The organism is Roseateles sp. GW835-FHT13E02 (genome assembly GCF_058794035.1).
Genome location: NZ_JBXAGJ010000009.1, coordinates 172,512 through 188,830, shown reverse-complemented (window position 1 = coordinate 188,830; position 16,319 = coordinate 172,512). Strand labels below are relative to the sequence as shown.

General features: G+C 64.8%; 19 protein-coding genes. 17 read left to right on the top strand and 2 right to left on the bottom strand.

What is annotated here, in order from left to right; all coding sequences use genetic code 11:
- The first annotated feature begins 150 nt into the window (after nt 1–150).
- Nucleotides 151–381, top strand: coding sequence for a hypothetical protein (locus AC1Q6P_RS11170; protein WP_492663987.1), 231 nt, complete (start codon nt 151–153; stop codon nt 379–381).
- Nucleotides 382–396: 15 nt separating this feature from the next.
- Here AC1Q6P_RS11170 and AC1Q6P_RS11165 read toward each other — a convergent pair whose 3' ends face one another.
- Nucleotides 397–1,809, bottom strand: a complete 1,413-nt coding sequence (locus tag AC1Q6P_RS11165; RefSeq protein WP_492663986.1) for an aminotransferase-like domain-containing protein — start codon at nt 1,807–1,809, stop codon at nt 397–399.
- Between the two features lie 73 nt (nt 1,810–1,882).
- Here AC1Q6P_RS11165 and AC1Q6P_RS11160 point away from each other — a divergent pair, with 73 nt between their 5' ends.
- Genes AC1Q6P_RS11160 through AC1Q6P_RS11145 form a run of 4 tightly spaced genes read left to right on the top strand, consistent with a single transcriptional unit; the run spans nt 1,883 to nt 5,469 of the window.
- A complete protein-coding gene (locus AC1Q6P_RS11160) occupies nt 1,883–2,689 on the top strand; it encodes an aspartate/glutamate racemase family protein (protein ID WP_492663985.1) in 807 nt (268 codons plus the stop codon).
- A gap of 53 nt (nt 2,690–2,742) precedes the next feature.
- Nucleotides 2,743–3,951 (top strand): aminotransferase-like domain-containing protein, encoded by a 1,209-nt coding sequence (locus tag AC1Q6P_RS11155; protein WP_102769287.1) that lies wholly within the window; start codon nt 2,743–2,745, stop codon nt 3,949–3,951.
- 2 nt (nt 3,952–3,953) lie between these two features.
- On the top strand, nt 3,954–4,802 hold the full coding sequence (locus AC1Q6P_RS11150; RefSeq protein ID WP_492664085.1) for a PhzF family phenazine biosynthesis protein: 849 nt from the start codon (nt 3,954–3,956) through the stop codon (nt 4,800–4,802).
- A 31-nt stretch (nt 4,803–4,833) separates the two neighbouring features.
- Nucleotides 4,834–5,469: a glutathione S-transferase family protein gene (locus tag AC1Q6P_RS11145; protein WP_492663984.1), complete on the top strand. Its 636-nt coding sequence runs from the start codon at nt 4,834–4,836 to the stop codon at nt 5,467–5,469.
- Between the two features lie 29 nt (nt 5,470–5,498).
- Here AC1Q6P_RS11145 and AC1Q6P_RS11140 read toward each other — a convergent pair whose 3' ends face one another.
- Entirely contained in the window at nt 5,499–5,969 is a 471-nt protein-coding gene (locus tag AC1Q6P_RS11140; protein WP_492663983.1) for a c-type cytochrome, read from the bottom strand.
- Nucleotides 5,970–6,180: 211 nt separating this feature from the next.
- Here AC1Q6P_RS11140 and AC1Q6P_RS11135 point away from each other — a divergent pair, with 211 nt between their 5' ends.
- The 12 genes from AC1Q6P_RS11135 (at nt 6,181) to AC1Q6P_RS11080 (ending at nt 16,213) form a co-directional block, all read left to right on the top strand.
- Entirely contained in the window at nt 6,181–6,879 is a 699-nt protein-coding gene (locus AC1Q6P_RS11135) for a cytochrome b/b6 domain-containing protein (protein WP_492663982.1), read from the top strand.
- 29 nt (nt 6,880–6,908) lie between these two features.
- Nucleotides 6,909–7,400, top strand: coding sequence for a GNAT family N-acetyltransferase (locus tag AC1Q6P_RS11130; protein WP_102769292.1), 492 nt, complete (start codon nt 6,909–6,911; stop codon nt 7,398–7,400).
- A 99-nt stretch (nt 7,401–7,499) separates the two neighbouring features.
- Complete coding sequence (locus AC1Q6P_RS11125; protein ID WP_492663981.1) at nt 7,500–8,417, top strand: SMP-30/gluconolactonase/LRE family protein; 918 nt, start codon at nt 7,500–7,502, stop codon at nt 8,415–8,417.
- Between the two features lie 262 nt (nt 8,418–8,679).
- The gene (locus AC1Q6P_RS11120; protein ID WP_492663980.1) at nt 8,680–9,390 is read left to right on the top strand and encodes an ATP synthase subunit I; all 711 of its coding nucleotides are present in this window, start codon (nt 8,680–8,682) and stop codon (nt 9,388–9,390) included.
- Nucleotides 9,391–9,392: 2 nt separating this feature from the next.
- A complete protein-coding gene (gene atpB, locus AC1Q6P_RS11115) occupies nt 9,393–10,283 on the top strand; it encodes a F0F1 ATP synthase subunit A (protein WP_102769294.1) in 891 nt (296 codons plus the stop codon).
- 75 nt (nt 10,284–10,358) lie between these two features.
- Complete coding sequence (gene atpE / locus AC1Q6P_RS11110; protein WP_058721792.1) at nt 10,359–10,604, top strand: F0F1 ATP synthase subunit C; 246 nt, start codon at nt 10,359–10,361, stop codon at nt 10,602–10,604.
- A gap of 38 nt (nt 10,605–10,642) precedes the next feature.
- Complete coding sequence (locus tag AC1Q6P_RS11105) at nt 10,643–11,113, top strand: F0F1 ATP synthase subunit B (RefSeq protein WP_102769295.1); 471 nt, start codon at nt 10,643–10,645, stop codon at nt 11,111–11,113.
- A gap of 2 nt (nt 11,114–11,115) precedes the next feature.
- Complete coding sequence (locus AC1Q6P_RS11100; protein ID WP_102769296.1) at nt 11,116–11,649, top strand: F0F1 ATP synthase subunit delta; 534 nt, start codon at nt 11,116–11,118, stop codon at nt 11,647–11,649.
- Nucleotides 11,650–11,741: 92 nt separating this feature from the next.
- Nucleotides 11,742–13,295 (top strand): F0F1 ATP synthase subunit alpha, encoded by a 1,554-nt coding sequence (gene atpA / locus AC1Q6P_RS11095; protein ID WP_102769297.1) that lies wholly within the window; start codon nt 11,742–11,744, stop codon nt 13,293–13,295.
- Nucleotides 13,296–13,357: 62 nt separating this feature from the next.
- Entirely contained in the window at nt 13,358–14,242 is an 885-nt protein-coding gene (gene atpG, locus AC1Q6P_RS11090) for a F0F1 ATP synthase subunit gamma (RefSeq protein WP_171828650.1), read from the top strand.
- A 49-nt stretch (nt 14,243–14,291) separates the two neighbouring features.
- Nucleotides 14,292–15,716, top strand: a complete 1,425-nt coding sequence (atpD, locus tag AC1Q6P_RS11085) for a F0F1 ATP synthase subunit beta (protein ID WP_171828713.1) — start codon at nt 14,292–14,294, stop codon at nt 15,714–15,716.
- Between the two features lie 83 nt (nt 15,717–15,799).
- A complete protein-coding gene (locus tag AC1Q6P_RS11080; protein ID WP_102769300.1) occupies nt 15,800–16,213 on the top strand; it encodes a F0F1 ATP synthase subunit epsilon in 414 nt (137 codons plus the stop codon).
- Nucleotides 16,214–16,319 lie beyond the last annotated feature (106 nt).

Sequence of the window (16,319 nt, the reverse complement as noted above, 5' to 3'; positions counted from 1 at the left end):
GGGTCGCGCGACGTTTGTAGTACCTCGAGCCATGTACGAATGCCGCCCGCGGCGGTCGCCGCGGCGACAGGCGGTACTTGAACTCCTGTCTTTTTGGGTGGGATAATTTCCCACGCAACAAGATTTCAAGAACCGACGAGGGATGAGGCCATGCAGATGAAATCCAAACATTACTGGTTGCGCGCCGGTTTGCGTGAGTTGATCTGGTTGTGTCCGGCCGTGGTGGTGGCCGCGCTGGCCCTGAGCCTGGCTTCGTGTGGCAGCGGCATGGCCGAACTGGCCTTGCGGCCGGTCGAGGCCGACGCGGCCCTGCCCGCACGCATCAACGAGCCGATGGCGGACACCTTTTGCAGCCCGGCCCAGCCGCGCTGCCTGGCCTGAAGCACCGCCCCGGATTCAGGCCTTGCGCAGCTCGGCCAGCAGGCGCCAGAAGCGCGCGTCTTGCGAGGTGGCGAAATTGATGCGCATCAGGGTGCCGGCGCGTCGTGTCGGACTGAACAGCAAGCCGGGCGCGATCAGCCAGCCGGCGTCCAGCATGCGCTGGGCCAGGCGTTCGGTGTCCACGCCCACTTCCAACCAACCGAACAGGCCTTGCGGCGGGGTCACGAACTGGCAGCCCGCCTCTTCGGCCAGGCGCACGGCACGCTGCCGCGCGGCGTCCAGGCGCGAGATCACCCGTTCTGCATGGCGGCGCAGCTGGCCTTGCTCCAGGCAGATGGCCACGGCCCGGTCCATCATCGGGCTGGTGGTCAAGGTGGACAGCAGCTTCAGCTCGGTCAGCTGATGCACGATCTTGGCGCTGGCGGCGACAAAACCGACCCGCCAGGCCGGGGTCAGGATCTTGGAGAACCCGGAGACGTAAATCGTGCGCTTGAGCCCGTCCAGGGCCGAAAGCCTCGGCACATGGTTGGGTGCCAGAAAGGCATAGGTGTCGTCTTCGACCACCAGCATGTCGGCCGCTTCGACCAGCTTGAGGATCTGGTGCGCGCTGGCGAGTGACAGGCTGTTGCCCGTGGGGTTGTGCAGCACCGAGACGGTCACATACATGCGCGGCCGGTGCTCGGCGATCAGCCGGGCCATGACCTCCAGGTCGGGCCCCTGCGGCCCACGCGGCACCGGCAGCAGGCGCATACCCGCTTGCGACAGGCGCGCGTACTCGATGGCCCAGCCGGGATCGTCCACCAGCACAGCGTCTCCCGGGGTCAGCAGGCAGCGCGTGATCAGGTCCAGGGCATGGGTGGCGCCCACGGTGCTGATGATCTGCTCAGGCGCCGCGTGCACGCCCAGGTCCTCCAGGCGCCGGCTCAAGGCGCTGCGCAGACGCGGGTCGCCGCCGGGCTCGCCGTACTGCAGGGCCAGTTGATCGGGTTCCTCGCTCTGGCTGACGACGCGGCGCATGGCGCTCTGCAGCATGGGCAGGTCCAACCAATCGCCGGGCAGGGTGCCCAGGCCTGGGGCGTGGCGGGCGTCGGCCTGAAACATGCCGCGGATCAAGGCGCTGGCATCGATGGGTGCCGGGGTGGCCGTCGCGGTCTGGGCCGGCGCCGACTTGGCCCGGGGGGCGTGGACCTCGCGCACAAAAAAGCCGCGCTGCTTGCGCGCTTCCAGCAGGCCGGCAGCCAGCAACTGGTCGTAGGCCGCCACCACGGTGTAGGGGCTGACGCCATGGTGGCGCGCGCACTCACGCACCGAGGGCAGGCGGGCGCCGGGCAGGATCAAGCGCTGCTGGATGCGTTCGGAAAACCGCAGGGCCAGCTGCTGGGCCAAGGGCAGGCTGGCGCTGCGGGACAAAGCTGTGCTGGTGCTCATACCGATACAGATTCTAAAAATGTGCGGCGAAGTGTATTGGGTCTGTATTGGTTGAGGCCGCTAGACTGGGCTCATGAAATTGCTGGGCATCCTCGGGGGCATGAGTTGGGAATCGAGCGCGCATCTGTACGCGCTGCTCAACCGTGAGGTGGCGGCCCGCCTGGGCGGCTTGCACAGTGCCCGGCTCGTGATGCACAGCGTGGACTTCGCCGAGATCGAAGCGATGCAGGCGCGCGGCGACTGGGCCGCGGCCGCCCGCCTGCTGGGCGCGGCCGGCGCCGGGCTCAAAGCGGCGGGCGCCCAGGCCTTGCTGCTGGCCACCAACACCATGCACAAGGTGGCCGATGAGCTGCAGGCGCAAGCCGGTTTGCCCTTGCTGCACATTGTTGATGCCACCGCCGCGGCCCTGCAGGCCCAGGGTTTGCGCCGGGTCGGCCTGCTGGCCACGCGCTACACCATGGCGGCTGACTCCTTCTACCAGCAGCGCATGGCCCGCCATGGCATCGAATTGCTGACCCCGCCGACCGAAGCGGCGGCCGAGGTCCACCGCATCATTTACGACGAGCTGTGCCGCGGCCAGTTGAACGCGTCGTCGCGGGCCCTGTACCTGGACTGCGTCACCGAGCTGGCCGCGCGCGGCGCCGAAGGCGTGATCCTGGGCTGCACCGAGGTCGGGCTCTTGCTCGATGAGGCGGCGCAGGCGCTGAGCCCCCTGCCTTTTTTCGACTCGACCGTGCTGCAGGCACGCGCGGCGGTCGATTGGATGCTGGATGGCGCCGAGATCGCCCTGCACGATGGTAAAAGCCTGAATGAGAGCCCGGGTGAGCTTGCCCCCACGAGGGCGGTGCCGACATCAGGCACGCAAGAATCCACGCAGTGACCGAATCGCCTTCCTTGAATGAATTGTTGTTGAATACGCAGGAGACAAGAAGCATGAGCAGCATCTGGAACCAAGCCCGCCGCGCGGCGCGCATGAACCCGTCCATCATTCGCGAGATCCTCAAGGTCACCGAAAAGCCGGGCATCCTGTCCATGGCCGGCGGCCTGCCTTCGGCCGAGACGTTCCCGGTCGACGCGCTGAAGGCGGCCTGCGACGAGGTGCTGAGCAAGAACGCCAAGGAAGCCCTGCAGTACGCCGCCAGCGAGGGCTTCGGCCCCCTGCGCGAATGGGTGGCCCAGCGCATGGCCAGCCTGGGCATGACGGTCAGCCCCGATCAGGTGCTGATCACCAGCGGCTCCCAGCAAGGCCTGGATCTGGTCGGCAAGATCCTCTGCGATGCCGGCGCGCCGGTGGCCGTCGAGACGCCCACCTACCTCGGCGCCCTGCAGGCCTTCACGCCCTACGAGCCCAACTTCGTGAGCCTGGCCAGTGACGAGCAAGGCGTGGACCCGGCCGAGTTTGCCCGCCTGCCGCACGATGCGCCCGGCACCCGCTTTGCCTACCTGCTGCCCAATTACCAGAACCCCACCGGTCGGGTGATGAGCCTGGAGCGCCGTCAGGCCGTGATGGCCGCGGCCAAGGCCGCCAACGTGCCGGTGATCGAAGACAACCCCTACGGCGACCTCTGGTTTGACGAGCCGCCGCTGCCGGCCCTGGCCTCCTTCTGGCCGGAAGGCACCATCTACCTGGGCAGCTTCTCCAAGGTGCTGACGCCCGGCTTCCGCCTGGGCTTCATCATTGCCCCGAGCGAGCTCTACCCCAAGCTGCTGCAAGCCAAGCAAGCGGCCGACCTGCACACCCCGGGCTTCAATCAGCGCGTGGTCTACGAGGTGGTCAAGAACGGCTTCCTCGACGAGCATGTGCCGCTGATCCGCGCCCGCTACAAGGCCAACCGCGATGCCATGGCCGAGGGTCTGAAGAAGCACCTGCCGCCGGGCTGCGTCTGGCAGAGCCCCAAGGGCGGCATGTTCTTCTGGATCCGCCTGCCCGAAGGCCTGAATGCCATGGACCTGCTGCCCAAGGCAGTGGATGCCGGCATCGCCTTCGTGCCCGGCGCGGCCTTCTACGCCCAGAACCCCGACCCGCGCACCCTGCGTCTGTCCTTTGTGACCCTGACGCCGCCGCAGATTGAGGAAGGTGTGGCCATTCTGGGCAAGGTGCTGCGCGACGCGCTGGACAACGGCGCACAGCCCACGCCATGAGCTTGCAAAGCCGCCGCTTCGCCCAAGTCGACGTCTTCACCGCCATGCCCTTGCTGGGCAATGCCCTGGCCGTCGTCATCGACGGCGAGGGGCTCAGCGACGCCGCCATGGCCAGCTTTGCCCGCTGGACCAACCTCAGCGAAACCACTTTTCTGCTGCCGCCCACGCAGCCGGAGGCGGATTACCGGCTGCGCATCTTCACCCCCGGTGGCGAGCTGCCCTTTGCCGGCCACCCGACGCTGGGCTCGGCCCACTGCTGGCTGGCTGCCGGCGGTGTGCCCAAGCACAAGGGGCGGGTGGTGCAGGAATGCGAGATCGGCCTGGTGACGATCAAGCGAGGCGGCGATCACAAGCGCGAACGCCTGGCTTTTGCGGCACCGCCGCTCAAGCGCTCGGGCCCGGTGGCGCCTGAGCTGCATGAGCAGGTCTTGCGCTCGCTGCGCCTGCCCGCCGAGGCGGTGCTCGATGTGGTGTGGGTGGACAACGGTCCGGGCTGGATGGCGGCCCGCCTGGCCTCGGCCGAGGCGGTGCTGGCCTTGCAGCCCGATTTCGCGGCCATGCAGGGCCTGAAGCTCGGCGTGGTCGGCGCCTACCCTTCGGGCTCGCCCCAGCAGTTCGAGGTGCGGGCCTTTGTGCCAGATCTCGGTGTGCCGGAAGACCCGGTCACCGGCAGCTTCAACGCCGGCCTGGCCCTGTGGTTGATGGATGCGGGCCTGGCGCCCATGCGTTACACCGCAGCCCAGGGCGCCAAGCTGGCGCGTGCCGGCCGCATCCATGTCTTGCGCGACGACGAGGCCACCTGGATCGGCGGCGATGTCGTGCCCCTGATCGAGGGCGAAGTCCGACTTTGATTCCCTTGAAGCTCGAAGGGACGTCAGCACCATGACGCTGCAATTGCTGGGCAAAGCCAGCTCCATCAATGTCCGCAAGGTGCTGTGGACCTTGGCCGAGCTGGGGCTTGAGTTTGAGCGCCAGGACTGGGGCGCGGGCTTTGCCGCCACCGACACGCCCGAGTTCCGCCGCCTCAACCCCAATGCCATGGTGCCGGTGCTGTGCGACGGCGATTTCGTGCTCTGGGAGAGCAACAGCATCTGCCGCTACCTGGTGGCGCGCGAGCAGCGCCACGACCTGCTCCCGGAAGCGCCTCGAGCGCGAGCGCAGGTCGAGCAGTGGATGGATTGGCAGGCCGGCGAGTTCAACAACGCCTGGCGTTATGCCTTCATGAGCCTGGTGCGCCAGAGCCCGGCGCACCAGGACCCGCAACTGCTGGCCCAAGGCGTGGCGGGCTGGCACCGCCATGTGCAGATCCTCGACGCGCAGCTGGCCCGGACCGGCGCCTATGTCTGCGGCGAGACCTTCACCCTGGCCGATGTGGTGCTGGGCCTGTCCTTGCAGCGCTGGCGCGTGGCGCCGCTGGACGAGGCGGGCCGGCCCGAGGTGCCGGCGGCCCGCGCCTACCTGCAGCGCCTGGAGCAGCGCCCGGCCTTCATGGCCCACGGTGCCAACGGTCAGCCCTGAAATCCAGGGCGGGCCGTCAGCGCGGCCGCTTATTCGTTGCGGAAGATGTCGTGACAGGACTTGCAGGTGCTGGCGGCCGGACCGAAGCTGGCCTTCAGCTGTTCCACGGTCGCGGGTTTGGCCGCAGCCAGCTTGGCGACCTCGTCCTGCATCTTTTTGGCGGCTTCGTCGAACTTGGCGCGCTCGCTCCAGATCTCGGCCTTGGCGCCGCCCTTGTCCTTGCTGGCCGTGCCTTCGACAAAGCCGTGGAAAGGCAGGCGCGAGAGGCTGGCGACGATCTCGGCATTGCTCGCCGCAGCCGCAGCATCAAACGGGGCGCGGCCCTGGACCATGGCGCCCATGCGGCTGAAATGCGCACCAATCAGGGTGAAGGCGGCTTTGCGGTACTTGATGGCATCCTCGGGTTTTTGAAACTGGGCCTGTGCCGGCAGGCTGGTGCCGAGGGCGGCGACGCTCAGGAGGGTCAGGCTGAGGGCGTGCTTCATCGAGATCTTCTTCATGGTGCGTGAGGTCCTTGTGGCAGAGGAAGGAAGGCAGGAATGAACGAACAACAAGAGAAAGAAGCGTCGGCCCAGGGCCGGCGCGCTGAGTGTACGGAAGACCTGGAACTTGTGCGGGGCTGCCGTCGCGTCGCCGCTGGGTTATCGTTGCCAGCTGTGAGGCCGCATGCCTGGGTGCTTGCGTTGCCAGGTGGCAAAAGGAGGTCCGTCCATGTCTGAGGACTCGGCGAGGGTGGGTGTGCAGGTGCGGGTCTGGGACCTGCCGACCCGTTTGTTCCATTGGGCGCTGGCGCTGTGCGTGCTGGGCTCGGTGCTCAGCGCCAAGGTCGGTGGCAACGCCATGATCTGGCATGCGCGCCTGGGCTATGCGGTGCTGGCCTTGCTGGGCTTTCGTCTGGCTTGGGGCCTCGTGGGCGGGCGCTGGTCGCGCTTTGCCAGCTTTCTCTACAGCCCCGCCGCTCTGCTCCGTTATTTGCGCGGACAGCCGCGCGAGGGCGATCATTTCGATGTGGGCCACAACCCGCTGGGCGCCTTCTCGGTGCTGGCCATGCTGGCCTGGCTGGGCCTGCAAGTGGGCTCGGGCCTGATCGCAGATGACGAGATCGCCTTCAGCGGCCCGCTCGTCGCCTGGGTCAGCTCTGAGGTGAGCCTGGCCTGGACCCACTATCACAAGAGCTACGGGCAATGGGGGCTGTTCCTGTTGCTGGGCCTGCACCTGCTGGCGATCGCCTTCTACCGCCTGCGGCGCCGCCAGGACTTGATCGGCCCCATGCTCTCGGGCGACAAGCATCTGCCTGCTGCCGTGCCGGCCAGTGCCGACAGCTGGGCCACACGCCTGTTTGCGCTGACCTTGTTGCTGGCCTGTTCCGCCGGGGTCTATCTGCTGGTGACGCCGGCCCCGCCCACGTGAGGCAGGTGGCCAGTACACTGCAGCGCTGCATGGAAAGCCCTCGCATCACCCTGATCACCCCGGACGACGCTGAAGCCTGGTCCGCCACGCGCGAGATCCTGCGCGATTACAGCGCCAGCTTGCAGGTGGACCTGTGCTTCCAGGATTTCGAGGCCGAACTGGCCTCGCTGCCCGGCCAGTATGAGCCGCCCGGCGGCTTGATGCTGCTGGCGCTGGTGGATGGCGCCGTGGCCGGTTGCGGCGGGTTTCGCAACCTGCCCGAGGTTGACTACCCCAACGCCTGCGAAATGAAGCGCCTGTTTGTCCGCCCGGCCTTCCGCCGCTTCGGCCTCGGGCGCATGCTGGCCCAGGCCTTGATCGACCGCGCCACCCAGGCCGGCTATTCCAGCATGCTGCTGGACACCCTGGACGATATGGAGGCCGCTCGCGGCCTGTACGAGAGTCTGGGTTTCGAGGCCGTGCCGCCGTATTACTTCAACCCGATCCCGGGTGCGCACTACCTCCGTGTCGAACTGGCCTGAGGGTCGCCGCGCATCAATCGCGGCGCGGGTCTGAGTTTCATCGGGTTACGGTCGTAGCATGGGGTGTTGCATCCCGCCTCCGACCCCGCCTCGATCGCCATGAATTCAGAAACCTCGACCCCGCTCTACACCATCACGCCTGCTGGCCCGACGCCGGCCTTGCTGGGTGAATCGCCGCTGTGGAGCGTGGAGGAGCAGGCGCTCTACTACGTCGACATTCCGGCCAAGCAGGTGTTGCGCCTGCATCCCGCCTCGGGCGAGTTGCGGCAATGGCCCATGGTCAGTGAGCCAGGCTGTATCGCGCTGATCGAGGGCGGTGGATTGGCCGTGGCGCAGCGCCAGGGGCTGTTCCGACTGGATCTGGAAAGCGGTGCCTGCAGTCTGCTGGCGCCGCCGCCGTACGACCCGGCGCGCCAGCGCTTCAACGACGGCAAGCCCGATGCGCAGGGCCGGCTCTGGGTCGGCGGCATCGACGATGCCCGGGCGCCTGACGCTGCGCTGTACCGTTATGGGTCAGCCGGCTTTGTGCGCGCCGAAGGCGGCATCACCACCTCGAACGGCCTGGCCTGGAGCCCGGGTCAGGCCTGGATGTATTGGTCCGACACCAAGGCGCATGAAATCTACCGCCTGCCTTTCGATGCCGAGACCGGTGCGTTGGGAGCGCGCCAGACCTGGGTGCGCTTCGAGCCGCGTGCGGCCGGCCTATCGCTGGACAGCTACGGTGGCCGGCCCGACGGCGCAGCCGTGGACCAGGAAGGCTGCTACTGGGTGGCCATGTACGAAGGCCAGCGCCTGCTGCGGCTCTCGCCCGAGGGGCAGGTCTTGATGGAGGTCAAGCTGCCGGTGCGTTGCCCGACCATGCCGACTTTCGGTGGTGCCGATCTGCGTACGCTCTACATCACCACCGCCAGCGACGGCCGCCCGGCCGAGGAGCGCGCCGCCCAGCCCTGGGCCGGCTGTGTGCTGCAGATGCGGGTCGAGGTGCCCGGTTGGGCGCCGAATCGGCTCAAGCTCTGAACTGCAGGCGCCCCAAAATCGGGCGCCCATTCCCCTCGGACTTGCAGGGCTGTCAGTCAAAAGTCATGGTCCTTGAAGATCATGCCGCAGGGCCTGGAAAAGCCGGCCGGCGGGCGCTTTGAAGCTTGCTTGGCATCGGTTTTCCGGCCTCGGGCGAGGGGCTTCGGCAGGGGTTTGGGAGGGCTCCCGGTGGCGCTGGCTTTCCCAGCCTACGGGTTTCCACATATAATCTTTGGGTTTTGCCGACAGCCGTCATCCATTCATGAGCGAATTTGAAGGCGATGAACTGGGCGGACATTCGGGTGCCAGGGCCGGGGATCAGCGATCAGAGCGATCGCCAACGTCCGGCCCAGCCGAAGGTTCGAAAACAGCCCAGCCTGCAAGTTCGCTGACCCTGTCGCCGGGGTTGTCGCCTGAGCGCAAGTTCAGGCAGCTGGCTTGGGATGACGAGGTGTCTGAGGATGGTTCCCATGATGGGGCCGCCGAGGCTGCTTTCAAGACGCTCACGCGTGAGGAGGCTCAAGCCCTGGTGGCGCAGCATCCGCCTTTGTCGCCCTGGCGGGTGGTGGGGGCGCAGGCCGTGATTGGCGTGCTGCTGACCGTGCTCTGGGGGCTGGGTGCCTGGTTGATGGGCGACAGCGGCCTCGGTGGAATGGGGAAAGCGCGGTCGGCCCTGTGTGGCGTGGCCGCGGTGGTTCTGCCCAATGCCTTGATGGCATGGGGCATGACCGGGCTCTTCAGGGGGATTCCTGGCGCTGCGGTGCTGGGCTTCATGTTCTGGGAGCTGGTCAAGATCATGTTGGCCGTTGCCATCTTGGCAGCGGCTGCGAAATGGATGCCCGGGCTGTACTGGCCAGCACTGCTGGTTGGGCTAATCGGGTGTTTGAAAGTTAATTGGGTGGCCCTGCTTCTGCAGGGTCGTTTCAGCAAAAATCGCGTGGCCGCAAGCCACGCCAAGCGGGACGGAAACTGACAATGGCAGCCGAAGGACACGCGCCGAACGCGGGCGAATACATCCAGCATCACTTGCAGCACATGCAAGTGAACTTTGCGGGCCAAGCGGTCAAGCAGACCAGCATTGTTGATTTCAGCCTGTTCAACCTCGACTCGCTGATCTATTCGGTGCTGCTGGGCGTGATCGGCTGCTTCTTCCTGTGGCGCGCCGCGCGCAAGGCCACCTCGGGCGTGCCGGGCCGCTTCCAGGCTGCCGTGGAAATCCTGGCTGAAATGGTCGAGAACCAGGCCAAGGGCGTGATCCACAACGCCGCCAGCCGCAAGGTGATCTCGCCCCTGGCGCTGACCGTCTTCGTCTGGATCTTCCTGATGAACTTCATGGACATGCTGCCGGTCGACCTGCTGCCGGCTGCCTGGACCCACGCTTACGCCGCCATGGGCCATGACGCACACCACGCCTACATGCGTGTCGTGCCGACGGCCGACCTGTCGACCACCCTGGGCCTGTCCACCAGCGTGCTGCTGGTGTGCTTCTGGTACAGCGTGAAGATCAAGGGCATCGGCGGCTGGACGCATGAGCTGCTGGCTGCGCCCTTCGGCGACAAGTGGTTCCTGTATCCGATCAATTTCCTGATGCAGATGATCGAGTTCGCGGCCAAGACCGTGTCTCACGGCATGCGACTGTTCGGCAATATGTTTGCCGGCGAACTGGTGTTCATGCTGATTGCCTTGATGGGCGGTGTGTGGGCCTGGGAGCTGAACCCCTTGTCGGGCGGCTTCTGGCTGGGTCTGGGTCACTTGGTGGCAGGCACGGTGTGGACGCTGTTCCACATCCTGATCATCACCTTGCAGGCCTTCATCTTCATGATGCTGACCCTGATCTACACCGGCCAGGCGCACGACGCGCACTGATCGCAGTCAGTCTGTAGTTTTTCGTTTGACCTTTCCCTTTCCCTTTTCTTTTTTCTATCCCTTCTGGAGCTAATCATGGAAAACATCCTCGGTCTCGTCGCGCTGGCTTGCGGTCTCATCGTTGGTCTGGGCGCTCTGGGCGCTTCGATCGGTATCGCACTGATGGGCGGCAAGTTCCTGGAATCTTCGGCTCGCCAGCCTGAGCTGATGAACGAACTGCAAACCAAGATGTTCATCTTGGCTGGTCTGATCGACGCTGCTTTCCTGATCGGCGTGGCTATCGCTCTGCTGTTCGCATTCGCCAAGCCCTTCGCCATCTAATTGAACGGCCAACCTTTCACGGTTGAAAGGATCGTGCTGTGAATATCAACGCAACCCTGTTCCTGCAAGCGATCGTTTTTGCGATCCTTGTTTGGTTCACCATGCGCTTCATCTGGCCGCCGATCACCAAGGCGCTGGATGAGCGTGCGCAGAAGATCGCCGACGGTCTGAAGGCGGCTGAACTGGCCAAGTCTGAATTGGCCACGGCCAACAAGAAGGTCGACGAGCAACTGGCCCAAGCGCGCGGTGAAACCACCAAGCAATTGGCTGACGCTGAAAAGCGTGCCGCTGCCATCGTGGACGCTGCCAAAGTGCGTGCAGAAGAAGAAGGCGCCAAGATCGTGGCCGCTGCCAAGGCTGAAGCCGAGCAGCAAGCCGCACGTGCCCGTGAGGCCCTGCGCGAGCAGGTCGCCGCACTGGCCGTCAAGGGTGCCGAGCAAATTCTGCAGCGCGAGGTCAACGCCAGCGTCCATGCCGAGTTGCTGGGCCGTCTGAAGACGGAGCTGTAATCATGGCTGAGCTCGCAACCATTGCCCGTCCTTACGCGGAAGCGCTCTACCAAGTGGCGCTGAAGTCTGACGTCAAGGCCTGGGGCCAGCAGATTTCTGCGCTGGCCCAGGTGGCGCAAGACGCCGAGCTGCGCCAGTTCGCTGACAGCCCCAAGGCCCAGCCCGAGCAAGTGCTTGCCATCATGACGGCAGCCACGGGCCTGGCCTTGGCCGACGGCATGCAGAGTTTTCTGCGTGAAGTGATCGCCAATGGTCGCCTGGCAGCCTTGCCGGCCGTGGCAGCGCAGTTCCATGCGCTCGCCAATGCCGCCGCAGGTGTGGCTGATGCGACCATTTACAGCGCCTACCCGATCGAGCCGGCTCAGCTGGCCGAGGTCGTGGCGGCGCTGGAAAAGCGCTTCGCTCGCAAGCTGCAAGCCCAAGTCACGCTGGAGCCGGCATTGATTGGCGGCATCCGGGTGGTGGTTGGCGATGAGGTGCTCGACACCTCGGTCAAGTCCCGCCTGGAGCGCATGAAAGTGGCGCTCACCGCCTGAGTTTCGGGCACGAGCGCAACGCCACCCCCTTTCGTTCATCCCTGTGTCTACCGCTCTGGCAACAGACGCTAGTCCAGATGGGAGCCATAGCAATGAATTTGAATCCTGCTGAAATTTCCGAAGTCATCAAGTCCCGCATCGAGGGTCTGGGTGCATCGACGGACGTCCGCAACCAGGGCACGGTCGTGTCCGTGTCCGACGGCATCTGCCGCATCCATGGTCTGTCTGACGTGATGCAAGGCGAAATGCTGGAGTTCCCGGCCGGTGCCGATGGCAAGCCGACCTACGGCCTGGCTCTGAACCTCGAGCGCGACTCCGTCGGCGCCGTGATTCTGGGCGCTTACGAGCACATCTCCGAAGGCAACACCGTCAAGTGCACGGGTCGCATTCTGGAAGTGCCCGTCGGCCCCGAGCTGGTGGGTCGCGTCGTCAACGCCCTGGGCGAGCCGATCGACGGCAAGGGCCCGATCAACGCCAAGCTGACCGACGTGATCGAAAAGGTCGCGCCTGGCGTGATCGCACGTAAGTCCGTGGACCAGCCGGTGCAGACCGGTCTGAAGTCCATCGACTCCATGGTGCCCGTCGGCCGTGGCCAGCGCGAGCTGATCATCGGTGACCGCCAGACCGGCAAGACCGCCGTCGCCATCGACGCCATCCTGGCCCAGAAGGGTCAGAACATGACCTGTATCTACGTCGCGATCGGCCAGAAGGCTTCGTCGATCAAGAACGTGGTGCGGGCTCTGGAAGCCAACGGCGCGATGGACTACACCATCGTCGTGGCCGCCTCTGCGTCTGAATCGGCGGCCATGCAGTACGTCTCGGCCTACTCGGGCTGCACGATGGGCGAGTACTTCCGCGACCGCGGTCAAGACGCGCTGATCATTTATGACGATCTGTCCAAGCAAGCTGTGGCCTACCGTCAGGTCTCGCTGCTGCTGCGCCGTCCGCCGGGCCGTGAAGCCTACCCGGGCGACGTGTTCTACCTGCACAGCCGTCTGCTGGAGCGTGCCGCTCGCGTGAATGCCGACTACGTCGAAGCATTCACCAAGGGTGAAGTGAAGGGCAAGACCGGTTCGCTGACCGCGCTGCCCATCATCGAAACCCAAGCCGGTGACGTGTCCGCCTTTGTGCCGACCAACGTGATCTCGATCACCGACGGCCAGATCTTCCTGGAAACCAATCTGTTCAACGCTGGCATCCGTCCCGCGATCAACGCCGGTATCTCGGTGTCGCGCGTCGGTGGCGCTGCTCAGACCAAGCTGATCAAGGGCCTGTCCGGCGGTATCCGTACCGACCTGGCGCAGTACCGTGAACTGGCTGCGTTCGCGCAGTTCGCTTCCGATCTGGACGAGTCCACCCGCAAGCAGCTGGACCGCGGTGCCCGCGTGACCGAACTGCTGAAGCAAGCTCAGTACTCGCCGCTGCCGATCAGCCTGATGGCTGCCACGCTGTACGCGGTGAACAAGGGTTTCATGGACAGCCTGGACGTGAAGAAGGTTCTGGCTTTCGAACACGGCCTGCACCAGTTCCTGAAGACCAGCCACGCCGCTCTGCTGGCCAAGCTGGAAGCCGACAAGGCCATGGACAAGGATGCGGAAGCCGAGTTGAACGCCGCCATCACGACGTTCAAGAAGTCCTTCGCTTAATGCCCATGACGGGGCGGAACAAGCACCACGCGCTGAACCGCCCCATCTGAACAGGAGAAATCATGGCATCAAGCAAGGAAATTCGCGGCAAGATCAAGTCGGTCGAGAACACCAAGAAGATCACCAAGGCCATGGAAATGGTCGCTGCGTCCAAGATGCGCAAGGCGCAGGAACGGATGCGCTCGGCTCGGCCCTACAGCGAGAAGATCGGCAGCATCGCCGCCAATCTCTCCAAGGCCAACCCCGAGTACAAGCACCCCTTCATGGCGACGAACGAGTCGGCCAAGCAGGTCGGTTTCGTGGTGGTCACGACGGACAAGGGTCTGTGCGGCGGTTTGAACACCAATCTGTTGCGCGCAGCCACGGCCAAGTTGAAAGACCTGGAAGCGGGCGGTCAGAAGGCTGAAGTCGTTGCCATCGGCAACAAGGGCTTGGGCTTCATGAACCGCATCGGCGCCAAGGTCGTTTCGCATGTGACGCAGATGGGTGACCAGCCGCACATCGAGAAGATCATCGGCCCGGTCAAGGTTTTGCTCGACGCGTACGCGGAAGGCAAGCTCTCGGCGGTCTACCTGTGCTACACCCGTTTCATCAACACGATGAAGCAGGAGCCGGTTGTGCAGCAGCTGCTGCCGCTGAGCGCCGAGGGTCTGGCCGGTGGCGCTGAAGGCTCCAAGGCCTCGCACGCTTGGGATTACATCTACGAACCCGACGCGGCGACCGTGATCGACGAGCTCTTGGTGCGTTACACCGAAGCGCTGGTTTATCAGGCTGTGGCGGAAAACATGGCGTCCGAGCAATCGGCACGCATGGTGGCGATGAAGGCCGCAACCGACAACGCCGGCACCTTGATTGGTGAGCTGAAGCTGGTCTACAACAAGACCCGCCAGGCCGCCATCACCAAGGAACTGAGCGAAATCGTCAGTGGCGCGGCCGCGGTGGGTTGATAGATCCCGCTGCTCGCCAAACCATACGCAACGAATACTGATTGAAGGAATCGATATGTCGAACACTCAAACCAACGCGGTTGGCAAGATCGTTCAGTGCATTGGCGCCGTGGTGGACGTGGAGTTCCCGCGCAACCAGATGCCGAAGATCTATGACGCGCTGAAGATGGAAGGCTCCGCCCTGACGCTGGAAGTTCAGCAACAGCTGGGCGACGGCGTGGTGCGTACCATTGCTCTGGGCTCGTCGGACGGTCTGCGTCGCGGTTCGCAGGTGTACAACACCGGCGAAAACATCCAGGTGCCGGTCGGCAAGGCCACCCTGGGTCGCATCATGGACGTGCTGGGTTCGCCCATCGACGAGCGTGGCCCGGTTGATCAAGCCCAAATCGCTTCGATCCACCGCGCTGCTCCCGCCTACGACGAACTGAGCCCCTCGCAAGACCTGCTGGAAACCGGCATCAAGGTGATCGACTTGATCTGCCCGTTCGCCAAGGGCGGCAAGGTGGGTCTGTTCGGTGGCGCCGGTGTGGGCAAGACCGTGAACATGATGGAACTCATCAACAACATCGCCAAGGCCCACAGCGGTCTGTCGGTGTTTGCGGGTGTGGGCGAGCGTACCCGTGAGGGCAACGACTTTTATCACGAGATGGCCGATTCGGGCGTCGTGAACCTCGAGAAGCTCGAAGACTCCAAGGTCGCCATGGTCTACGGTCAGATGAACGAGCCTCCGGGCAACCGTCTGCGCGTGGCCCTGACCGGTCTGACCATTGCGGAATCCTTCCGTGACGAAGGCCGTGACGTGCTGTTCTTCGTGGACAACATCTACCGCTACACCCTGGCCGGTACCGAAGTGTCCGCACTGCTGGGCCGTATGCCTTCCGCCGTGGGCTACCAGCCGACGCTGGCCGAGGAAATGGGCCGTCTGCAAGAGCGGATCACCTCGACCAAGGTCGGTTCGATCACCTCCATCCAGGCCGTCTACGTGCCAGCGGATGACTTGACCGACCCCTCGCCTGCCACGACCTTCGCCCACTTGGACGCCACCGTCGTGTTGTCGCGTGACATCGCTTCGCTGGGTATCTACCCCGCCGTGGACCCGCTGGACTCGACCTCGCGTCAGATCGACCCGAACGTGATCGGCGAAGAGCATTACTCGACCACCCGTGCGGTGCAGGGCATCCTGCAGCGCTACAAGGAACTGCGCGACATCATCGCCATTCTGGGTATGGACGAGCTGGCACCGGAAGACAAGCTGATCGTGGCTCGAGCCCGTAAGATCCAGCGCTTCCTGTCGCAGCCCTTCCACGTCGCTGAAGTGTTCACCGGCTCGCCGGGCAAGTACGTGCCGCTGAAAGAAACCATCCGTGGTTTCAAGATGATCGTGGCTGGCGAGTGCGATCACCTGCCGGAACAAGCGTTCTACATGGTTGGCACCATCGACGAAGCGTTCGAAAAGGCGAAGAAGCTGGGTTGATGGAAGTTCGCCGCCGCGGGGCTCAAGCCCTCGGCGGCAGTTCCCTCTAACTCTCTTTTTCAACGCTAAGGACGATACAAATCATGGCAACCATTCATGTTGACGTGGTCTCCGCCGAAGAGCAGATCTTCTCCGGCGAAGCCAAGTTCGTCGCGCTGCCGGGTGAAGGTGGTGAGCTGGGCATCCTGCCCAAGCACACCCCCCTGATCACCCGCATCAAGCCGGGTGCCGTGCGCATCGAGAAGGCCGATGGCAGCGAAGAGTTCGTCTTCGTCGCCGGCGGCATTCTGGAAGTGCAGCCGGGCACGGTGACCGTGCTGGCCGACACCGCCATCCGCGGCAAGGACCTGGACGAAGCCAAGGCCACCGAAGCCAAGAAGTTGGCCGAGGAAGCGATGAAGAACGCCAAGAGCGACATCGACTTTGCCGCCGCGCAAAGCGAGTTCGCCGCCATGGCGGCCCAGATCGCGGCGCTGCGCAAGTTCCGTCAGAAGTAATCTGCAAGACGCTTCCGCCGGGAACCCAGGTTGCCGGCCGGAACCTCAGCGCCCGCCGACGCAAGTCCGGCGGGCGTTGTCCATTTGAAGTTCTCCATTCCCCCTT